This is a genomic window from Agromyces arachidis (assembly GCF_052805135.1).
This window is the reverse complement of record NZ_JBRBDK010000001.1, coordinates 207,740-227,499: the sequence shown is the minus strand read 5'-3', so window position 1 is coordinate 227,499 and position 19,760 is coordinate 207,740. Positions and strand designations below refer to the sequence as shown.

12 protein-coding genes and 1 tRNA gene are annotated in these 19,760 nt (G+C 73.3%); 2 read left to right on the top strand and 11 right to left on the bottom strand.

Translation table 11 applies throughout. From position 1 onward, the window contains the following. Window positions 1–7 precede the first annotated feature (7 nt). The 11 genes from ACUY4T_RS01075 to ACUY4T_RS01025 form a co-directional block, all read right to left on the bottom strand. Window positions 8–2,299 (bottom strand): transglutaminase-like domain-containing protein, encoded by a 2,292-nt coding sequence (locus ACUY4T_RS01075; protein WP_446017046.1) that lies wholly within the window; start codon window positions 2,297–2,299, stop codon window positions 8–10. Continuing rightward, complete coding sequence (locus ACUY4T_RS01070; RefSeq protein WP_446017045.1) at window positions 2,296–3,639, bottom strand: DUF58 domain-containing protein; 1,344 nt, start codon at window positions 3,637–3,639, stop codon at window positions 2,296–2,298. The genes ACUY4T_RS01075 and ACUY4T_RS01070 overlap by 4 nt, the downstream gene beginning before the upstream one ends. Beyond that, window positions 3,636–4,604, bottom strand: coding sequence for an AAA family ATPase (locus ACUY4T_RS01065; protein ID WP_446017044.1), 969 nt, complete (start codon window positions 4,602–4,604; stop codon window positions 3,636–3,638). The genes ACUY4T_RS01070 and ACUY4T_RS01065 overlap by 4 nt, the downstream gene beginning before the upstream one ends. Window positions 4,605–4,653: 49 nt before the next feature. Continuing rightward, window positions 4,654–9,960 (bottom strand): Ig-like domain-containing protein, encoded by a 5,307-nt coding sequence (locus tag ACUY4T_RS01060; protein ID WP_446017043.1) that lies wholly within the window; start codon window positions 9,958–9,960, stop codon window positions 4,654–4,656. A 177-nt stretch (window positions 9,961–10,137) separates the two neighbouring features. Next, the gene (locus ACUY4T_RS01055) at window positions 10,138–10,833 is read right to left on the bottom strand and encodes an FHA domain-containing protein (protein WP_446017042.1); all 696 of its coding nucleotides are present in this window, start codon (window positions 10,831–10,833) and stop codon (window positions 10,138–10,140) included. Continuing rightward, a complete protein-coding gene (locus ACUY4T_RS01050; protein WP_446017041.1) occupies window positions 10,830–12,578 on the bottom strand; it encodes a serine/threonine-protein kinase in 1,749 nt (582 codons plus the stop codon). The genes ACUY4T_RS01055 and ACUY4T_RS01050 overlap by 4 nt, the downstream gene beginning before the upstream one ends. Then, on the bottom strand, window positions 12,578–13,657 hold the full coding sequence (locus ACUY4T_RS01045; RefSeq protein ID WP_446017040.1) for an FHA domain-containing protein: 1,080 nt from the start codon (window positions 13,655–13,657) through the stop codon (window positions 12,578–12,580). Before ACUY4T_RS01045 ends, ACUY4T_RS01050 begins: the two co-directional genes overlap by 1 nt. After that, window positions 13,638–14,534, bottom strand: coding sequence for a PP2C family protein-serine/threonine phosphatase (locus ACUY4T_RS01040; protein ID WP_446017039.1), 897 nt, complete (start codon window positions 14,532–14,534; stop codon window positions 13,638–13,640). Before ACUY4T_RS01040 ends, ACUY4T_RS01045 begins: the two co-directional genes overlap by 20 nt. A gap of 104 nt (window positions 14,535–14,638) precedes the next feature. Further along, entirely contained in the window at window positions 14,639–15,697 is a 1,059-nt protein-coding gene (locus ACUY4T_RS01035) for a TerC family protein (protein WP_446017038.1), read from the bottom strand. A gap of 277 nt (window positions 15,698–15,974) precedes the next feature. After that, window positions 15,975–16,050 (bottom strand) — tRNA-Glu (locus ACUY4T_RS01030). 77 nt (window positions 16,051–16,127) lie between these two features. After that, entirely contained in the window at window positions 16,128–17,033 is a 906-nt protein-coding gene (locus ACUY4T_RS01025) for a diacylglycerol/lipid kinase family protein (protein WP_446017037.1), read from the bottom strand. Between the two features lie 60 nt (window positions 17,034–17,093). On the opposite strand from ACUY4T_RS01025, the gene ACUY4T_RS01020 reads away from it, so the two are divergent. Both ACUY4T_RS01020 and ACUY4T_RS01015 read left to right on the top strand, forming a co-directional pair. Continuing rightward, window positions 17,094–17,738: an MBL fold metallo-hydrolase gene (locus ACUY4T_RS01020; protein ID WP_446017036.1), complete on the top strand. Its 645-nt coding sequence runs from the start codon at window positions 17,094–17,096 to the stop codon at window positions 17,736–17,738. Between the two features lie 303 nt (window positions 17,739–18,041). Then, complete coding sequence (locus ACUY4T_RS01015; protein WP_446017035.1) at window positions 18,042–19,760, top strand: hypothetical protein; 1,719 nt, start codon at window positions 18,042–18,044, stop codon at window positions 19,758–19,760.

Sequence of the window (19,760 nt, the reverse complement as noted above, 5' to 3'; positions counted from 1 at the left end):
ACGACCGTCAGGTCCGGCGACGCAGCCGGTACCGGGCGACGATCCGGCGGAGGCGGCCGGCGGCGAGCCCGACGGCCGCGACCGCGGCCTCAGCCTCGGACCACCGTCGGTCGGCCGTCGCCGCCTCGATCCCGCGGCCGCCGAAGACGTCCCGGTCGACGGTCGCCGCGAGCGACGGCAGCCGCACGCCGCCGTCGGCGAGGCGCACGGCGCGCAGTCCCTGCTCGTCGAGCTGGCGTTCCAGCTCTCGCGCGGTCTGCAGCCTCGACGCTCGCTCCGGCGGCTCGAAGCCGAGCTCGGCGTACCGGTCGACGAGCTCCTCCCACGCCCCCGCGGCCTGCCGGTCGGCGGCGCCGCGACGACGACGGCGACGACGACGGCGCTTGGCCAGGGCCACGGCCAGCAGGGGCAGCAGCAGCACCGCGGCCGGGATCGCGACGCTCGCGATCACGATCCAGGCCCAGCCGGGCAGCTGGAAGGGCCGGTCGCGGTCCTCGTCGTCGGTGTCGTCGATCTCGACGGTCGTGAGCAGTTCGTCCTCGCCCTGCTCGGCGCGCGGAGGCTGGCGCACCTGCGGCTGCGGTTCCGACTTCGGCTTCGGCGTCTGCTCCTGCGGCACGTCGACGTCATCGGGCGTGGGCCGGAAGGACACCCAGCCGACGCCCTCGAACGGCACCTCGACCCACGCGGTCACATCGGCGCCGACGACCTCGACTTCGTCGGCGCCCTCCGTCACCTCGGGCGCGTACCCCATGACGACGCGCGCCGGATAGCCGAGGTGGCGGACCATGAGCGCCATCGCGGCGGCGTACTGCTCCTCGTCGCCGACCATCTGCGTCCTCGTGAAGAGCTCGATGAGGCGATCGGCCCCGTGCCCGGCGCGGGAGGGCACCGCGTCGCTCGCCAGGCCATGGCTGAGGAACCCGTTCGTCTTGAGGCCTCGTTCGATCGCGCGGAGCTGCTCGACGGGGCTCGTCGCGTCGCCCGCGTACTCCTCGGCCTTGGCGGCCACGACGTCGGGCAGGTTCTCGACCACGGGCAGGTCGAGCTGCGCGATGGGGACATCGGCGAGCGCGGCGTCGTCGGGCTCGCGCTGGATGCGCGCCTCGAGGCGGTATTCGGCGCCCGCTCCGACGCCGCTCGTGACGACGGCGGTACCGGCCTCGGCGTTGTACCGCAGGTCTCCCCGCGAGTCGGTCCCGTCGCCGATGAGCTCGATCTCGGACCCGTACCCGACGGTGGGGAGCCAGACGTCGTCGTAGCCGAGCACCTCGACCTCGACGCTCCGGGCGCTGCCCAAGTCGGCGAGCGCGGGAGCGGGGAGGGTGGTGCCGACGATCGAGTATCCGCCGTCGGCCGCGGCCTCGTCGGGGCCGGCGACGTTCCAGAGCCGGCCCGAGTACGAGTCCATGGCCGCGAGGCGCAGCGTGTCGCCCGGCTCGAGGCCCGCGACGCGGAAGAGCGGCTCCTCGGCGAGGTCCTTCGTGTACGTGCGGTACCCCGCGAGCGGGCTCGGGAACTCCAGCGGATCGAACGGGGGGACGACCCGGTCGCGCAGCACGAACCGGTCTGGTGAGATCGGCGCCACCGCGAGTCCGGCGACGGCGCCGAGCGCGACCGCGCCGGCGACGACCGCGGCCGAGCCGGTGAGGCGCCGGCGGCGGAGGCGCGCGGCGCCCTCGCCGGACGCCTCGATCGTCGAACCACGGCGCCAGGCGATCCAGGTGAGCGCGATCGCGGCGAACGCGACGCCGCGGACCGCCGCGAGGAACGCCTCCTCGGTGCCGAGCAGGATGCCGGAGAGCAGCAGCAGTGCCGGGCCGATGAGCACGACCGCGGCCCGCAGCGGCGTGCGCTCCACCGACAGCCAGCGGAGCACGAGCAGGCCGCCGACCAGTGACACGACGGTCGCCGCCGCGTAGGGCACGGCGGCGACGTACGCGGGCGCCTCGACCGGCGCCTGGATCGTGAGGATGTCGGCCCAGCCGTGGACTGCGCCGATCGCGAGCCCCGCGAGGGAGGTGAGGCTCGGCAGCACGCCGAGCAGCGCGGCATCCGGCATCACGAACGGCGTGCCGACGAGGAAGTACAGCGCGATGCCGAGCAGCACGGTGGTGACGACGCCGAGGCGCAGGAGCGAGCCGGCGACGGCGGCGAGCGTGCCGACCACGATGCCGGCGACGGCCGCCGCGAGGAAGTCGAGGCCGCCGAAGCTGGTCTCGTAGCCGACGACGCCGACGAGCGACAGCAGCGACAGCACGCCGAGGTCGGCGAGTGCTGGGCGGGGCAGTCGGGTCACGGGCGCACTCTCCGCACGAGTCGTGAGAGCTCGTCGAGCGCGCCGACGGTGACGACGGTCGACTCCCCCACCCGGGCGATGCGCGACGCGGCGCCGATCTCGGCGCGGAACGCGATCACCAGCGTGTCGGAGCCGAAGACGGGCTCCACCGCCCGGAACTCCGCGACCGGGGTGCGCGAGCCTGAGACGACGATGACGACGCTCGGCGCCGGGATCCGTCGGGCCGCCACGCGGACGAGGTCGCGAACGGATGGCGCGGACGCGCCCGCGCCGCTCGAGGCATCGCCGGCCCCGAGGTCGCCGACGTGCTCGATGCGGCTCGTGTCGTCGAGCAGTGCCGTGGGCGTGGCGGTGGAGAGCGTGAGCCGGTCGGTCGCGACCGCGAGGCGCGTGGCATCCCGGATCACCTGGACGCCGAGCGACGCGAGCACCGAGACCGCGAGCTCGAACTCCGCCTCGGAGCCGTACTGGTCGGCGCGCGTGGCCTGCACGAGCAGCAGCTGCGAGCGCCGCGTCTCCTCGTACTGCCGGACCATGAGCTGCCCGGTGCGCGCCGACGTACGCCAGTGCACGTTGCGCAGCGCGTCGCCGGGCTCGTACGCGCGCAGGGCGTGGAACGAGATGTCGTTGTTCGTGATCGTCTTCGTGACCTCGCCCTCGAGGTCGCGCACGAGTCCGGCTGCCGACGGCTTCAGCCGGGCGGTGACGGGGTGCACGAACAGTTCGACGGGGTCGGTCCACCGCACCTCTCGACGCAGCAGGCCGAGTTGGTCGCCGCGAACGGATACAGCGGGGCCGGTCACGATCACGGCGCGCCGCTGCGTCGGCACGGCGAACAGCTCCTCGTGCTCGCCGCGGGGCGGGATCGCGGGGATCACGAACTCGGCGAGCCCGGCGCCGACGGGCAGCTCGAGCTGCGACGGCACCGACGCCGCCTCGCCCGTGTTCGCCACCACGAGCCGGCCGAGCGCCCGCTCACCGGCCACGACCCGGCGGGGGTGCAGCTCGATCGCGACGCGGTACCGCACGCGTCCGAAGACGAACGGGATCGCCACGACGAGCGCGGCCAGCAGCGTCGCCCCGACGAACGCGAGTTCGATCCAGCCGAGACCCCACGCGATGCCGAGCGAGATCGTTGCGACTGCGAGTACGAGCCATCCGGCCGGTGAGACGACGCCGGTGACCGGAGCGGCGAACGCCGCGACGCGGTCGCCCGCTCGTCGCAGCCGGGTGCCGTTCGCGGTGACGGATGCCGCGATCGAGCGCCGCACGGAGCGCAGTGCGATGCGCGCCTGCGACGGGACCTTCGGTGCCGGGGGCGCGCCGGATGCGGCCGTCATGCCGCCCGGTACGCCGGCGGCGAGACGTCGCCGACGACGCGCGCGACGATGTCCTCGGCCGTGACGCCCGCGAACTCCGACTCGGGGTCGACGATGATGCGGTGCGCGAGCACCGGCACGGCGAGCTCGCGCACGTCGTCGGGCGTCACGTAGGTGCGACCGCGCGAGATCGCCCAGGTCTTCGCCGTGCGCGCGAGCGCGAGCGCGCCCCGCATGCTGACGCCGAGTGCGGAGTCGCGGTGATCGCGCGTGGCCGAGACGATCTGGTTGAGGTACGACAGCACGGCCGCGTCGACGTGCACCTCGGACGCGAGGTGCGCCATCGTCGTGACCGAGCTCGACGCGATGATCGGCGAGACCTTCGAGGCGCGGGCGCGGTTGGCCGAGTCGAGCAGGAGCGTGACCGCGGTGTCGTGGTCGGGGTAGCCGAGCGAGGTCTTGACGAGGAACCGGTCGAGCTGGGCCTCGGGCAGCGAGTACGTGCCGGCCTGCTCGACGGGGTTCTGCGTCGCGATGACCATGAAGGGGCTGCCGACCTCGTAGCCCACGCCGTCGACGGTGACCCGGCCCTCCTCCATGACCTCGAGCAGCGCCGACTGGGTCTTCGGGCTCGCCCGGTTGATCTCGTCGGCCAGGACGATCGAGGCGAAGATCGGCCCGCGGTGGAACTCGAACCGTCCCTTGCCCTGGTCGTAGATCGTCACGCCCGTGACATCCGACGGCAGCAGGTCGGGCGTGAACTGGATGCGCGAGTGCGTGCCGTCGAGCGTGTTCGCGAGCGCCTTCGCGAGCACGGTCTTACCGGTGCCCGGGTAGTCCTCGAGCAGCACGTGACCGTCCGAGAGCATCGCCGTCACGACGAGCTCGATGACGTCGCGCTTGCCCAGGATCGCGCGGTCGACGTTGTCGACGAGCTTCGAGAAGGCGTCCTGGAACCACAGGGCCTGGTCTTGGTTCACGGTCATTGCTCGTTCGTCTCTTCCTCTGTCGATTCGTCGCGGTGGGATCCGCGGCTCACCAGTCGTTGCTCCGGATACCGTCGATGACGACCCACGCGTCGGGGTTGCCGCACCACGAGTCGGGGAACGAACCGGAGTACCGGCCGGTCCCGTTCCGGACGTCGATGCGGATGTTCGTCGACAGGCGCGTGCCGCTGCAGTAGGCGTACCCGGAGGCCACGCCGTCGGGGAATCCGTTCACCGTGACGTCGTAGTGCCAGCAGGTGTTGTTGCAGTAGCCGTACTGCCCGTCGTACGGGCCGAGCGTCGCGCCCTTGCGCAGCGTCACGGTCTTCGGCTCGTTCTGGACGCCGAAGGAGTCCGAGGCGGCGGCCCCGGCCTTCCCGCTGCCGAGGTTGACGGCGCGCACCTGGACGGTGTGCGATCCGGCGCCGACACCCGTGAAGCGATGGCTGCGGTCCTGTCCGGAGTTCTGCCAGCTCCCGCCGTCGATCCTGACGTCGTACCGGACTGCCCCGCCGCCGGTGTTGGACGGCGCGGCCCAGCTGACGTCGACGCTCGTCGGCGCGTAGCCGTTGGGCTGGGCGCGCACGTTCTGCGGCGCGCTCGGCGTTCCGTACGGCGTCGCCGACGCCGAGAGCGGCGACCATTCGCTCCAGCCCTTGGCGTTCTGGGCGCGCACCGTGAACCGGTACGCGGTGCCGTTGGCGAGGCTGCCGATCTGCTGGTCCACCCCGGCGGCGTTCGCCCCGAAGTCGCGGACGGAGCCGTTCACGTCGACCTGGTACGCCGTGATGGGCGAGTTGTTGTTCGCGGGAGCCGCCCACCTGACCGTCACCGTGCGGTCGCCGGACGAGACGATCGCCGGCGCCGCCGGCCGGTCGGGCTTGTCGCGCACCACCACCGTCACCCGGCCCTGCGTCTCGCGCGCGGGGTCCCTCGTGCCGTCCTGCACCCGGTAGACGACGCTGAGCGTGCCCGTGAACGCCGCGCCGGTGCGCACGGTCACGTCGGTGGCCGTGTGGCTCGCGGTCGCGTTCGCCCCGACATCCGCCTGGTCGATCTGCGCCGAGACGATCCGGAGCGGCGAATCGGGCGCGAACGGGTTGAAGTCATTGGCGAGCACGTCGATGGTGCGGGTCTCGCTGCGCACCATCTCGACCGGCCCATCGTCGTTGGCCTGCGGCAGCGCGCGCGTCGACGACACCACCGCGACGTCGACGTACCCCGGAACGCGGAAGTCGTTGAACACCACGTCGAACGAGATCCGGGCCCGCGTGCCGGGCTGCACGCCGAGCGGCGACGACACCCGCAGCAACGACCCCTCGACGATCTCCGCCCGGATGTCGGCGTTCGCACCGGACAGGTTCTGGTACGACACGCGCTCGATGTTGTCGCGATTGGGGTGGTCGGTCGACGAGCGGAGGTCGACGGTCAGCGGCGTCTCGCCCGCCTCGATGGTCTCGCTCCGCGGGGTGAACGCCGGCGGCGCGTCGTTGAAGTTCGGATCACCCACCGTGATCGGGATCGTGAGGATCGCGCTGCGCCCGACCGGGTCGTCCGCACCCTTCCCGTCGGTGACCTCGAAGGTGACCGAGGCCGGCCCGCGGTAGTCGGCGGCGGGCACGAACTGCAGCGCGGTGCCGCTCACGAACGGCGCCTCCCCCGAGTTCGTCGCCGACGCCGAGAGGATCGTCGCGGGGTTGCCCGACGGCACGACCACGAGGTCGTCGACGTTCCAGCTGATGCGGCCGTTCATGGGCACGATGATCTCGCCGAGCTCCTTGAGGTACGGCGCCGGGAACTTCGCCTTCTCCTCCGCGAGCAGCTCCTCGGGGGTCTTCGGCCGCTGGGTCTCCTCGACGGTGTCGTCGCCGGACGGCACGGGCGGCACGATCACGAAGGCCGTCGCCGAGAGGTCGTCCAGCGTGTTCGTCAGGCGGTAGGCCACGGCGTAGCGCTCGCGCCCGGGCTCGACGTCGATCGTGCCGTCGGATGCCAACCGGGCGCGATCCGCGTTCGGCCCCTCGAGCGTCACCTCGAGGTCCTCGACGAGGCCGCCGGGATTCGTGGCATCCGACAGCGGGTCGACCGTCACGGTCTCGCCGTCCACGACCTGCTCGGGCTCGATGACCCGGTCCTCCGCGGTCGGCGGTTCGATCACCGCGTCATCCGTCACCGCCACCTGGAGGAAGGCGGTGTCGGCACCGCCGCGGCCGTTCGAGATCTCGTAGCGGATCGTGTACGCCGCCTCCTGCTCGGGCGCCGTGACGACGATGCGCCGGCGATCGCGGATCTCGGCCTCGATGCCGTCGTCGACCTCGGGCAGGTCGACGACGCGCAGCCGGTAGCCGCTCGGGTCGGAGTCGTTCAGGAGCACCTCGACCGAGGCGGTCCGGCCCGGCTTCATCTCGATCGCGTCGTCGACGGCCTTCGGGGGCAGCTGCACGGCCGGGCGCGGGATCACGCCGATGCGGATCGTGCCCTCGGCGGTCGCGCCGTACGTGTCGCGCACCTCGTAGGTGAAGCCGTCGGTGCCCGCCGAACCCGAGAGGGCCTCGTACGTGAACGACGTGCTCGTGCGCTCGATGATGCGTCCGAGCGTCGGTGCCGAGCCGATGCCCGTGAGCGTCACGGAGTCGCCGTCGGGATCGAGCTGGTCGAGCGGCACGTCCACCGTGACCGCGGACCCCGCGAACGTGCGGGACGTGACCGGCGTCGGCAGCGGTTCGCGGTTCTCGCCGGCGTCCTTCGCGACGACCGTGAAGCGCACGGCGGCCCGCGCGGTCTGGTCGTGGTCGTCGCCGACGGCGTACACGACGCCGTAGGCGCCCGGCTCCTCCGGCGCCTGGAAGCGCACGGTGTCGTCGTCGACGAACGCGAGGCCGTCTCCGACCTCGACGTCGACCAGCTCGGGCGCGACGTGCAGGGTCGCGGCATCCGGGTGGTAGTCGTTCTCGAGCACGGGGACGGTGACGATGTCGCCCGCGCGCACGATCGCGCCGTCGTCGACGGCGACCGGCGGCTGGTGCTTCACGAGCGGCGGCACGGGCACGACGGTCACGGTCGCCGTCGACGCGTTCACGCCGTCGGACACCGTGTACCCGACCTGCACCTGCTCGTCGATCGCCTGCGAGGCCGTGATGCGGAGCGCGGTGTTCGTCAGGATCTCGACCGACACCAGGCCCTCTGCGGCCGCGTCGTCGACGGTCTGCACCGCCAGCACCCGACCCGACGGCGAGACGTCGTTCGCGAGCACGGGGACCGTGAGCGGCTCGCCCGCCCGCAGGTACGCCGTGTCCTTCACCGCGATCGGCGGCGGCGCCTCGCCGGGCGGTTCGACGACCTGCACTCGGACCAGCCCCTTGCCGACGGCCGCCCCGGCGCCGACGTCGTAGAGGAACACGTACTCGCCGGGCTCGTTCGCGGAGAACGCGATCGTGCCGCGTTCGACGTTCGGGATGACGGCGACCCCGTCGGGTGCGTCCGCCACGCCGAGCAGCTCGAGCCCCGCCCCCGAGGGCGAGAGGTCGTTCACGAGGGGCTCGAGGAGCTCGGTCTCGCCGACGAACGCCTGCGCGAAGTCGGGCGTGCCGATCGGGTTCAGCGTGCCGGTCGGCTTCACCTCGACGACGAGCGTGCCGGCCGCGGTCGTGCGGCCGTCCGAGACCGTGAACTTCACCTCCTTCGTGCCGAGCTCGGCGGAGCGGTGCTCGAACGTCACGAAGCCGTCGGGGCTCGATCGCACGGTGTCGCCGCCGGTGGGCGAGGCGTTGACGAGGTAGAGGTCGTCGCCGTCCGGGTCGTTCCAGTCGGCGAGCACGTGGTACGAGAGCTGCTGGCCCTGCTCGACGCTGATCGCGCCCGACCGCATCGAGACGGGGGCGGCGTTCTCGCCGTCGGGCACGATGCGCACGTTCACGGATGCCTCGGAGACGCCCCCTCGCCCGTCGTCGACGCCGTAGCGGAACGACACGCTGCCCGCGGCGCCCTCGGCCGGCGAGAACTGCAGCGCCCGCCCGCCGTCGATGAGCTCCAGGCGCCCGGCGGATTCGGGCACCTCGGACGTCGACGCGATCGTGAGCACGTCGCCGTCGGGGTCGGTGTCGTTCTCCAGCACCTCGAGGATCGTCGTGCGGGCCGGCCGCACGCCGTAGTCGTCGTCTCGCGCGACGGGAGGACGGTTGACGTCGGTGCGCTCGGCGAGCGTGTCCTCGAAGGTCTGCTGGGCGGACTTCTCGTCGCCCTCGAGCTCGTCGGACTCCTCGGGCGGCGTGACCTCCTCCCAGTTGTCGACGAGGCGCAGGTCGGAGTCGACGAGCCAGGCGTTGCCGTTGTTCAGGTCGTTCAGTGCGATGACGTCGCGGTTCACGCGGAACTCGAGGCGCGAGCCCGCGGTCGGCTGGTCGATCGGCACGCGCGCCGGCTCGGCATCGTCGCACGCGGCCAGGTACCGCTGCCCGGCCGCCCACGCGCCGTGCAGGCACGAGCCGAGTCGGACGGGCGCCGCGACCTCGTCGCCGTTCGCCGCGGCGACCTCCGCGCCGCTGTCGATCACCCGGATGTCGCCGCCGCCGAGCGGCACGTCGAGGAGCCCGGTCGCGGTGGCGAGCGCGACCCGGTCGCGGTCGGGCCCCGACTGCTGGATGCGGAGCGCGGGCTCCGGCAGCCCGATCTCGCGCCCGTCGACGATCACGGCGTCGGCCTCGACGTCGAGCACGACGGGCCGCTCGCCGATGGCCGCCAGCTGGTGCCGGCCGATGCGCGGCAGCGGGGACCGCGCCGGGTCGTCGGCGTCGCGGCGCAGCTCGATCAGCTCGCCGTCGCCGGGCGACGTGGCGAAGATCGTCCCGTCGCCGCTGACGGCGACGCGGCCGTCCTCGCCCACCTCGGCGATCGGGTCGGTGCCGCGGTGGTCGAACGACAGGTCCGCGCCGGCGGCCACGCGCCAGAGCTCGCCGTCGGGCGAGAGCACGGCGATGACGTCGCCGCCGTAGGCCAGCCGGGACGCCGGCGGCACGTCGATGCGCTGCACCAGGGTCGTGAACGAGGCGTCGATGCGCTCGACCGACCCCACGCTCGGGTCGTACAGGAACGCGTCGTCGCCGTGCTGGAGCACGTCGACCTCGTTCGTCGCGACGGCGACGGCGGCGTCGAGCTCCTCGATCTGGCGGTTCAGGCGACCGGCGAGCAGCTCCTCGGCGTTGGTCACCCAGACCTCGCGCGCACGGAGGTCCGGGTCGGTGACGGGGAAGCCCTGGTGCAGTGCGGCGATGCCGACGGGCACGCCGGCGAGCACCGCGAGGGCGGTCACCGAGGCGGCGCGGCGACGGGCGCGCACCCAGGACCTCAACGTGACCAAGCTCGTCTCCCCGCGTGCGTTCCGTCGGTAGGGCGTCGGATGTCGCCACCGGAGACCGGGCCGACCGCGGATCACGCTAACACGGCCCCCGGAGCCCCGGAAACGGGGACCACTGCCCATTCGAACGCATGAAACGGAGGAGGGGCTCCGGCGCCCGGACGCCGGTGCCCCGGGCGCTCACGCCTCGCCGGCGCGCTCCAGCAGGGCGAGGTCGTCACTGCTGACGAGGCGGGTCGCGACCGCGTATTCGACGAGCCGCGCGCGCCGGTTGGTCGCGAGTCTCCCCCGGCCGCCGCGCAGTCCGTCGACGCCGATCCGGTCGAGCTTCTCGCAGACGTTGTCGAGCTTGCGGTTGAACGTCGTCATGCTCCAGCCGAGCCGGGCGGCCGCCTCGGCCGAGCTCGGGACCGTGGCGCGGCCCGCCGAGGGCTGGGAGAGCACCTGCTCGGCGAGCGCGACCACGAGCAGTCGCTGGGTGGTGGTGAGCGTGACGGGCAGCACCGTGGTCCCGCCGTCGGCGGGCTGCGCGGTGAGCGAGGTGTTGTAGAAGTCCTCCTCGGCGTGGACGGTGAAGTCGTACGTCGTCGCGCCGGCGCTGAACATGACGTGCACGGTCTGGAAGACCAGCGGCAGCTTCGCGCCGGGAGCCACCCACGCCTGCACGCTCCCCGTGGCATCCGACACCGTCGCCGAGAGCAGCTGGCCCACGTTCGACAGCCACCACAGGCCGAACTCGCTCGAGAGCGTCAGGAACGTGCGATGCAGGTACGGGTTCTCGTCGATGGTGAGGTCGGACTCCCGCCCGATCCCGAACGTGCGCCCCTCCTCGACGGTGTACCACTCGCCGCAGTACTCGACGCGCAGCGGTCTCATCCGGTGCACCCCGTGACCGGCTCCGAGGTCTTGCTGCCGCGCTGCACCTGCACCTCGATGCACACCGTCAGCCCGTCGGCCACTCCCTCGACCACGAGCTCCGGCCCGTCGTCGACGGCCGTCGAGCCGGATCCGTCCGCGTTCCGCCACCGGTACCGGTCGCCCTCCTCGGCTCCTTCGTGGCGCACGGCGAACACGACGCGCCCCGTGCCGTCGGGCTCGCCCGGTGCGATCTCGGGCGCGGGCACGGTCGCGGCGACCACGGCGTCCTCCGCCACGACCGGGGTCGCCGGCCGGGCGCCGCCATCGCCGAGCGACCCGCCGAGCACGATCGCCGCCCCGGCGGCGACCACCAGGGCGGCGGTCGCGACCGCGCCGATCGCGGTCGCGACCGCGCGTCGACGTCGCATGCCCGTCGCGTCGTCGGTCTCGTCCGGCGGCCCCGCCGGGTCGACCGCAGGCGCCGCGGCGGGCGCGACGACCCGCCCGGGCACCTCGACCGCCACGGCCGCGCGGCGGGCGGCGACCGACGCGCCGCGCAGCACGGTTCCGTCGTCGACGAGGTCCGAGGCGGGGCCGACCGCGTCGGCCAGCGGCTCCTGGGCGCGGACCTCCCGCACCCCGCGTGCCCTCGTCGCGTCGTACTCGCGAGCCGGGTGCACCGGCACCGGGGGTCCCGCCGACCAGGGGCCGGCCGGGCCCACGGGGTCGCCCGGGTCCACGACCCGGACCGATCGCGCGCGCGTCGCGTCGTCGGCGGCGTGCTCGCCGTCCGCCGCCGTTCGATCGGCGTCATCCGTCGCCGTCGCGACCGGGATCGCCGGGACCTCGATGCCGGTCACCGAGTACCCCAGCTCGAGTTCGACGCGCTGCAGCGCCCGCCCGAACTCGACTGCGCTCTGGTACCGGTCCTCGCGCTGCACCGCCATGCCGGCCGCGAGCACCTCGCGCAGCGCGTCCGGGACGTCCTCGCGGTCGATCGGCGTGATGCGCCCCCGCTCGATGCGTCCGATCAGGTCGAGCGGCCCGTTGGAGCGCCCGGGCACCTCGAACGGCGTGCGCCCCGCGAGCAGGGTGTGCACCGTCGCGGCGAGGGCGAACACGTCGCTGCGGGTGTCGGGCCGGGGGTCGTCCTCGAAGAGCTCCGGCGGCGACCACGGCACGCTCATGCCGATCGCCGCGCGATCGGAGCCGGTCGCGGAGCCGGTCGCGAGCAGGTCGCCCGCGAACGACATGGTGTGCACGGGCAGCTCGCCCTCGAGGTCGCTGGAGATGCCGAAGTCGCTGAGCGCGGGCCACCCGTAGTCGTTCGTGAGCACGTTGGCGGGCTTGATGTCGCGGTGCAGGATGCCCGCGGCGTGCGCGGTCGCGACCGCGCCCGACAGTCGGATGCCGGTCCGCAGGGCGTCCTCCACGGTGAGCGGCTGGCGCTTGTACCGCTCCGACAGGCTCGGCCCGGAGCAGTACTCCATGACGAAGTACGGCCGTCCGTCGGCCGAGACGTCGGCGTGGAAGATCGTGACGATGAACGGATGCGCCGACAGCCGGGCCATCAGGTTCGCCTCGGCGACGAACTGGGCTCGGGTCCCCTGGTCGATGTCGTCGGCGAGGAGCACCTTCACGGCGACCTTGCGTCGCGGGAGCTTCTGCTCGTAGAGGAAGACGTCGGCGAACCCGCCGGAGCCGAGCAGCCCCATCGGCGTGTAGCCGGGGAGGTCGGGCGGCGACGACGGCGAGCGGCGCATCAGCGGACCACCACCTGGACGCTCCAACCGCCGCCGAGGTCGATCACCGTCTCGGGGAGCACGGGCATCGGCTCCGACGGGCGCAGGCGCATGGGGGGCTGGCCGGGGGCCACCACGCTGGTGCCGTTCCGCGACGCGAGGTCGGTCACGACGGCCGTGCCTCCCTCGTCGGCCACGCGCACGTGGGTCCGCGAGATGTCCGGGTCACCCGCGCCGATGACCACGGGCCGCGGCACGCGTCGACCGGCCACCCGCCCGATCGCCGGGGATCGGCCGAGGAGCAGCTCGCCCGTGATGGGCTCGAACGAGCCGTCCGGCATGCGCAGTGCGAGTCGGTCCTGGGATGGCGCTCCCGGGCGATCGCCGGCCGCCGACTGCGCCGACGATCCGTCGCCGCGCAGCCGGCGGAGGTCGGCCGCGGCGACGGTCAGTCCGTCGTGGTCGCCGAGCGGCGCCTCCTCGCCGACGTCGCGGGGCGGCACGATGGTCGTCGTCGACACCGCGGACCGGACCGCCGGGCTGCCGGCGACATCGGTCGGCCCGTCGCGGTGCGCCGCCGGCGACTCGATCCGGGGTCGCTCGGTGCGCGAGAACCCGACGACGGTGTCCTCCACGGGCGCCATGGCCTGCGCGCCGACGGCGCCGTCGGGCCATTCGACCACGGATGCCGCGACCACGCCCTCCACGATCGGCAGCATCGCGTCGGTGCCGCCGGCTGCGGCGGCCGCCTCGTCGACCGCGACGACGACGCTCGCCGGTCCGCTGAGGACCCGCTCGTTCCAGGTCGCCGCCGATCGGCCGTCGATCGCCTCGCCGCCGACTCGGACGGTCAGCGGACCGCGGACCACGACGCGTACGGAGCCCTCGTCGGGCTCCCGGACCACGAGCGCGAAGCCGGGAGCCGAGCTCACTCCGCCGGCGATGAGGCGGTCGATGACGCGTGCCGCGACCTCGGGCCCCTCGAACCCGGGCCAGAGCGCAGCGAGGTCGGCCGAGCGGTCGGCGGGAAGCAGCAGCAGCGCGCCGGCCCGCAGCGCCGCGAGCCAGCCTCCGGTCGGATCAGGTCGGTAGTCCGCCACCCTGATCCCCCGTTCCCCTCGGCCTGGTCTGCTCGACGTCGCGAGGCATGGCGTCGTCGCGGTCGCGGGTCGCCTCGCCCTCGTCGCCGGTGTCGCCGTCCAGGTCGGACTCGACCACCACGGCGGTGACGTTGTCGCGGGCTCCCGCAGCGAGGGCCGCCTCGACCAGCTCGCCGGCGAGTCCGCCCTCGTGCGTCGAGCCGCCCGAGAGGATCGCCGCGATCGCCTCGTCGCCGACCTCCTTGGACAGCCCGTCCGAGCAGATCAGGAAGACCTGCCGTCCGCCTGCGGGGATCAGCCAGACGTCGGGCTCGACCACGTCGTCGGCGCCGACGGCCCGCGTGATCACGTTCCGGTCGGGGTGGCGTTCGGCGTCGTCGGCGTGCAGCAGCCCCGCGTCGACCATCTCCTGCACCGCGGAGTGGTCGACCGTGACCTGGTCCAGCCGCCGACCGTCCCAGAGGTACACCCGCGAGTCGCCGACGTTGAACACCATCCAGTGCACGCCGCGCCCGTCGCCCGCTTCGACGAGGGCGACGCCGGCCACGGTCGTGCCCGCGACCGCGGTGCCCTCGTCGCCCTCGGTCGAGAGCGACCGGACGACCTCGTTGGAACTGTGGATCGCGTCGAGGACCTGTTCGGGGCGCGACGGCGCACCCGTGTCGAGGTGGCGACGGAAGGTGTCGACCACGGCGCGGCTGGCGGCGTCGCCTCGCGCGTGCCCGCCCATGCCGTCGGCGACCACGAACACCGGCGCGTGGGCGAGGAGCGCATCCTCGTTCACCGACCGGACGCGGCCCACGTGCGTGCGGGCGCTGTGTGCGATGCGAGCGGAACCGCTCGGGATCTCGACGACACCGCTGCCATCAGACGTCACTGGTCGGGTCCTCTCTGCGGGGTAGGGACGGCGCGGAGGCGCAGTGGCTCAACGGTAGCAAGACCGGGACGTGCTCCGTGCCCTCCGAGCCGTCCCGATCGGGCTCAGCGTTCGACGGCGGACTCGTCGCGCGGGGCGCGATCGCCTTCCTCGGTGAAGTGCGGGATCTCCTCGCCGAGGGTGTGCCCGCGGCGGCGGGCGTCGAGGTTCGCCTTGGCGACGCTCGCCACGGTCGCGACGACCATCGCGGCCACGATGACGGCGAGCGAGGCCCAGGTCGAGATCTCGGGCGCCCACTCGATGTGCTCGCCGCCGTTGATGAACGGCAGCTCGTTCTCGTGCATGGCGTGCAGCACGAGCTTGACGCCGATGAAGCCGAGGATGAACGCGATGCCGAACTTGAGGTACTCGAGGCGCTCGAGGAGCCCGCCGAGCAGGAAGTAGAGCTGGCGCAGCCCCATGAGCGCGAACACGTTGGCGGTGAAAACGATGAACGGGCTCTGCGTGATGCCGAAGATGGCCGGGATCGAGTCGAGCGCGAAGATGAGGTCGGTGGTGCCGATGGCGACGAACACGATCAGCATCGGCGTGAAGAAGCGCCGGCCGTCGATCGTGGTCCGCAACCGGATCCCGTCGTAGTCGTTCGTGATCGGCAGTCGCCGCCGCAGGGCGCGGATGAGGAAGGTGTCGCCGCCCTCCTCCTCGTGGTCGCCGAACGCCTGGTTGTACGCCGTCCAGAGCAGGAAGGCGCCGAAGATGTAGAAGACCCAGCTGAAGTTCTCGATCAGCTGCGCGCCCAGCAGGATGAAGATGCCGCGCAGGATGAGGGCGAGGATGATGCCGACCATCAGCACCTCCTGCTGGTACTTCCTCGGCACGGCGAACCTGGCCATGATGATGACGAAGACGAACAGGTTGTCGATCGACAGGCTGTACTCCGTCAGCCAGCCCGCGAGGAACTGCGCGCCGTGCTCGGCGTCGCCGATGACGAACATGAGCCCCGCGAAGACCAGCGCGAGCGCGACGTAGAAGACCACCCACAGGGTCGACTCGCGGAACGACGGCACGTGCGGCCGCTTGATGACGAGGAGCAGGTCGGCGACCAGGATGAGGGTCAGCACGACGAGCGAGCCGACTTCGAACCAGACGGGCAGTGCGGTCACGTGACGCCTTTCCGGGGTGTGAGGGGACGGTGAGGACCGAAAGTCTCTCCCGGCCGCACCTCGTGCCGCCGCCACGCCCGGAGCGGCATCGACGGCGCTCGTACTGACGATCGTGGCCCGAGGCGGAACCTCGGCGGGATACTCCCCTTCGTTCGGACGAGTCTAGCCGCAGCGAGGCGGAGGCGAGCCGGACGGATGCGGGCCGGGCGGATGCACGACGGGCGCAGGCCGGGAAACGACGAACGCCCCCGCATGCTGCGGGGGCGTTCGCCTGTCGTGGTGACCCCAGCGGGATTTGAACCCGCGCTACCGCCGTGAGAGGGCGGCGTCCTAGGCCGCTAAACGATGGGGCCTCGTTGCGACGTGAATGAGTATGGCATACCGATCCGGCGCATTCCAAATCGAGCCGGCGCAGCGGCCGCGGCGCACGTCAGGCGAACACCGACAACGCACCCGGGACCGCCTCGACCTCGACCGGCAGGGCGCCGAGCCGCTCGCCATCGGCGTACGCGACGATGCCCTCCCCCTCGATCCGCACCCGCCGCACCTCGGCGAACTCGACCGCCGGGTGGTTCACGTGCTCGCCGGCGAACACCCGCGGGAACACGCTCAGCAGTCCGGCGCGCGAGAGCGGATGCACGATGAAGACGTCGAGCATCCCGTCGGTCAGGTCGGCGTGCGGCACGATCCGCATCCCGCCGCCGAGGGAGGGCGTGTTCGCCACCGAGACCAGCATCGCCGCCTGCTCGCGCACGGCGCCGTCGAGGGAGAGCCGGTAGCGCAGCGGACGGAAGGTGGCGAGCTCCCGCAGCAGCGCGAGCGTGTAGCGGCTGGGGCCCCTCGGCCGCGTCATCCGGTTCGCTCGCTCGTTGACGACGGCGTCGAAGCCCGCCGACAGGACGCACGCGAACCACGTCGTGAGCTCGCCGTGATGGACCAGTCCGAGGTCGATGGACTGCGGCGGCCTGCGCAGCGCCTCGACCAGGGCGTCGATCCCGGCCTCGGGATCGTCGTGCGGCAGGCCGAGCGCGCGTGCCAGGTCGTTGCCGGTCCCCGCCGCGACGATGCCGAGCGGGACGCCGGTGCGCGCCACCATGTTCACGCCGAGCGAGACCATGCCGTCGCCGCCCACGACCACCAGCCCGTCGGTGCCCTGCTCGAACGCGGACTGGGTCTCGCGCCGGAGCAGCTCGAAGTTCGCCTCCCGCAGGAGGGTCACCTCGTAGCCCTCGTCGATGAGGCGCCGGGCCACGGCAGGGCCGACGCTGCGGTTCCGGCCGAAGGCCGCGGAGGGGTTCACTGCGAGCAGCAGCCGCCGGGGGGAACGGGGACTCATGGTCAGATTGTGGCAGCACCACCGGTTGCATGTCGCCGATGCACCGTGTTGGCTCTGAAGATGCGCGTCACGAAGCTGGAGCATGCCGCCCTCGTCATCGAGCACTCGGGCGATCGCCTGTTCGTCGATCCGGGCAAGTTCACGACCCCGATCACCGAGGCCACCGGGGCGCTCGCGGTCGTGATCACCCACCTCCACGACGACCACTGGACGCCGGAGCAGCTGGGCCGCATCCGCGACCGGAGCCCCGACGTGCGGTTCCTCGGCCCGCGGGGCGTGGTCGAGGCCGCCGCCGAGGCCGGGATCGAGGTGGAGCAGGTCGAACCGGGCGACGAGGTCGAGGCGGGTCCGTTCCGACTCCGCTTCTTCGGCGGCCGGCACGCCGTGATCCACGCGTCGATCCCGGTCATCGACAACGTCGGGGTGCTCGTGAACGACGCGCTGTACTACGCCGGGGACTCGTTCGCCGTGCCCGACGGGGTCGAGGTCGACGTGCTCGCCGCGCCGGCGGGGGCGCCCTGGATGAAGATCGCCGAGTCGATGGACTACGTGATGGCCGTTCGGCCCCGGCGCGCCTTCCCGACGCATGAGATGGTGCTCTCCCGTGCCGGCAAGGACCTGTCGAACACGCGGCTCGCGTGGGCGACCGAGGAGGTCGGCGGGGAGTACCTGGCGCTCGAGCCCGGCGACTCGTTCGACCTGTGATCGACGTCGCGATCGCGACGACCAGTCGCCCCCACTGTCGATGAGCGACAACGGACGCCGCGCTCGGGGACCGGTGTGTTGGAGGACAACTCCCGACTTCGCCGCTATCCATTGACGAAACCGCAGCGCGCTGACAGATTCATGCCACTTTCGGCGTGAACCCGGGTCGGCGGCCGCGATGACGAGGCCGACGCACCGCGACGCGCCGAGGTGGCGTCGCTCCCCGCACCCCGGCGCGCCGTCGTCCTGCACCGCACCCCGAACCGGGACGCCGTCGGCGCGCCCGGAACCACAGGAGCCTCAATGACGAGAATCGACCCTGCCCTGCATCGGCACGGGATCGGCGTCCGCATCGCCGCCATCGCCGTGACCGTCGCGCTCATCCTGCTCGCGGCGTTCTTCCTGCTGACCACGAGCACCATCTCGGCAGGCGCCGAGCGACTGTCCGACGGCGCCGGCCTCGCCGACGCCGGTTCCGCCGAGCTCGCCGAGGGGGCCGGTCGACTCGCGGACGGCTCCGGGGAGCTCAGCGACGGGGCGGTCGCCGCGGCGAACGGCGCCGAGAAGCTCTCGACGGGCGCCGAGTCCGCCGCTGCCGGCGCGAACCGGGCCGAGACGGGTGCGGCCAAGGCCGCCGCGGGCGCGCTCGAACTCTCGGACGGCGCGGCACGTGCCGCCGACGGCTCCCTCCGGCTCTCGGCGGGCGCCGAGCGCATCGCCGGCGGGACCGGCGCGCTCGCCGACGGGATCGGTCGGGCGAACGACGGCGCCACCGCGCTCGCGGACGGCGCCGGACGCACCTCCTCGGGTGCGTCGAGCCTCGCGGGCGGCGCGGCGACACTCGCCGGCGGCGCCGTCGCCACCGCCGACGGTGCCGCCAAGGTGCGCGACGCGGCGGCCTCGGCCGCCGCCGGCGCCTCGAGTCTCGCCGACGGCGCGGGCGCGCTCGCGACGGGCGCCGCCAAGGTGGAGGCCGGTGCCGGTGCGCTCGCGTCGGGTCTCGTCGACGCCGACGCGGGCGCGTCCGCGGTCGCCGCGGGCAGCGCGGCCGTCTCCGCCGGCGCCGCCCAGGTGAAGGCCGGCACCTCGCAGGTCGCGGGCGGCAGCGCCCAGGTCGCCGCGGGCCTCTCCCAGCTCCACGACGCCCTCGTCGCCGGCGGCGCGAGCGCCGAGCTCATCGCGCAGGCCGCGGCGCTGCGGGATGCCGCAGCGACGGTCTCCGGCGGCGCGGCTGCGGCCGCGAGCGGCGCCGCGAGCCTGGCCACCGGGGCGGAGGATGCGAGCGCCGGATCCGCGAACCTCGCCGCAGGGATCGACTACGCCGCCACGAAGGCCGGCGAACTCGCCGCGGGCGCCGCCCAGGTCTCGGGCGGTGCCGACGCGCTCCAAGCCGGATCCGCCTCCCTCGCCGCGGGGACGACGCAGCTGGCCGGCGGCGCCGGCCAGGTCGCCGCAGCGAACGCGCAGCTGGCCGACGGGACGCATCGCGTCGCGGACGGCGCTGCCGAGCTGTCCAGCGCCGCCGCACGCGTCAGCGCCGGAGCCGCCGCGGTGCGGAACGGAACCTCGGCCCTCGACCGCGGCGTCGAGGACCTGGTCAGCGGCACGCAGGAGCTCGCGGCCAAGTCGGGCGAGCTCGCCGTCGGCGCCCAGAAGGTCTCGACCGGAGCCGGCACGCTCGCCGCAGGCACCGGCACCCTCTCGCAGGGCGTCGCCGACCTCGCGGACGGCCTCGACAAGCTCGCGACGGGCGCCGGCGACCTCGCATCGGGCACGCAGACCCTGGCCGACGGCAGCATCGTGCTCGCGACCGGTGCCGGCGACCTGGCCGCCGGCGCCGGGGAGCTCCGTGACGGGAACGGCCAGCTCGCGACCGGGTCCGCCCAGCTCGCGGCCGGCACCGCGAACGTCGCCCCCGTGGCACTGCTCCCGTGGATGGTCGTCTTCGGGGCGCTCGCGCTCGCCGCGATCGCCGCCTGGGTCGTGCACCGCGTGCGGCACGGACGGCTCGTGACCGCCTGA

Coding starts and splice junctions, on each gene's coding strand:
- ACUY4T_RS01070 (WP_446017045.1), bottom strand. CDS start 3,639: ATGACGGCCGCATCCGGCGCGCCCCCGGCACCGAAGGTCCCGTCGCAG.
- ACUY4T_RS01065 (WP_446017044.1), bottom strand. CDS start 4,604: ATGACCGTGAACCAAGACCAGGCCCTGTGGTTCCAGGACGCCTTCTCG.
- ACUY4T_RS01055 (WP_446017042.1), bottom strand. CDS start 10,833: ATGAGACCGCTGCGCGTCGAGTACTGCGGCGAGTGGTACACCGTCGAG.
- ACUY4T_RS01050 (WP_446017041.1), bottom strand. CDS start 12,578: ATGCGCCGCTCGCCGTCGTCGCCGCCCGACCTCCCCGGCTACACGCCG.
- ACUY4T_RS01025 (WP_446017037.1), bottom strand. CDS start 17,033: ATGAGTCCCCGTTCCCCCCGGCGGCTGCTGCTCGCAGTGAACCCCTCC.
- ACUY4T_RS01020 (WP_446017036.1), top strand. CDS start 17,094: ATGCGCGTCACGAAGCTGGAGCATGCCGCCCTCGTCATCGAGCACTCG.
- ACUY4T_RS01015 (WP_446017035.1), top strand. CDS start 18,042: ATGACGAGAATCGACCCTGCCCTGCATCGGCACGGGATCGGCGTCCGC.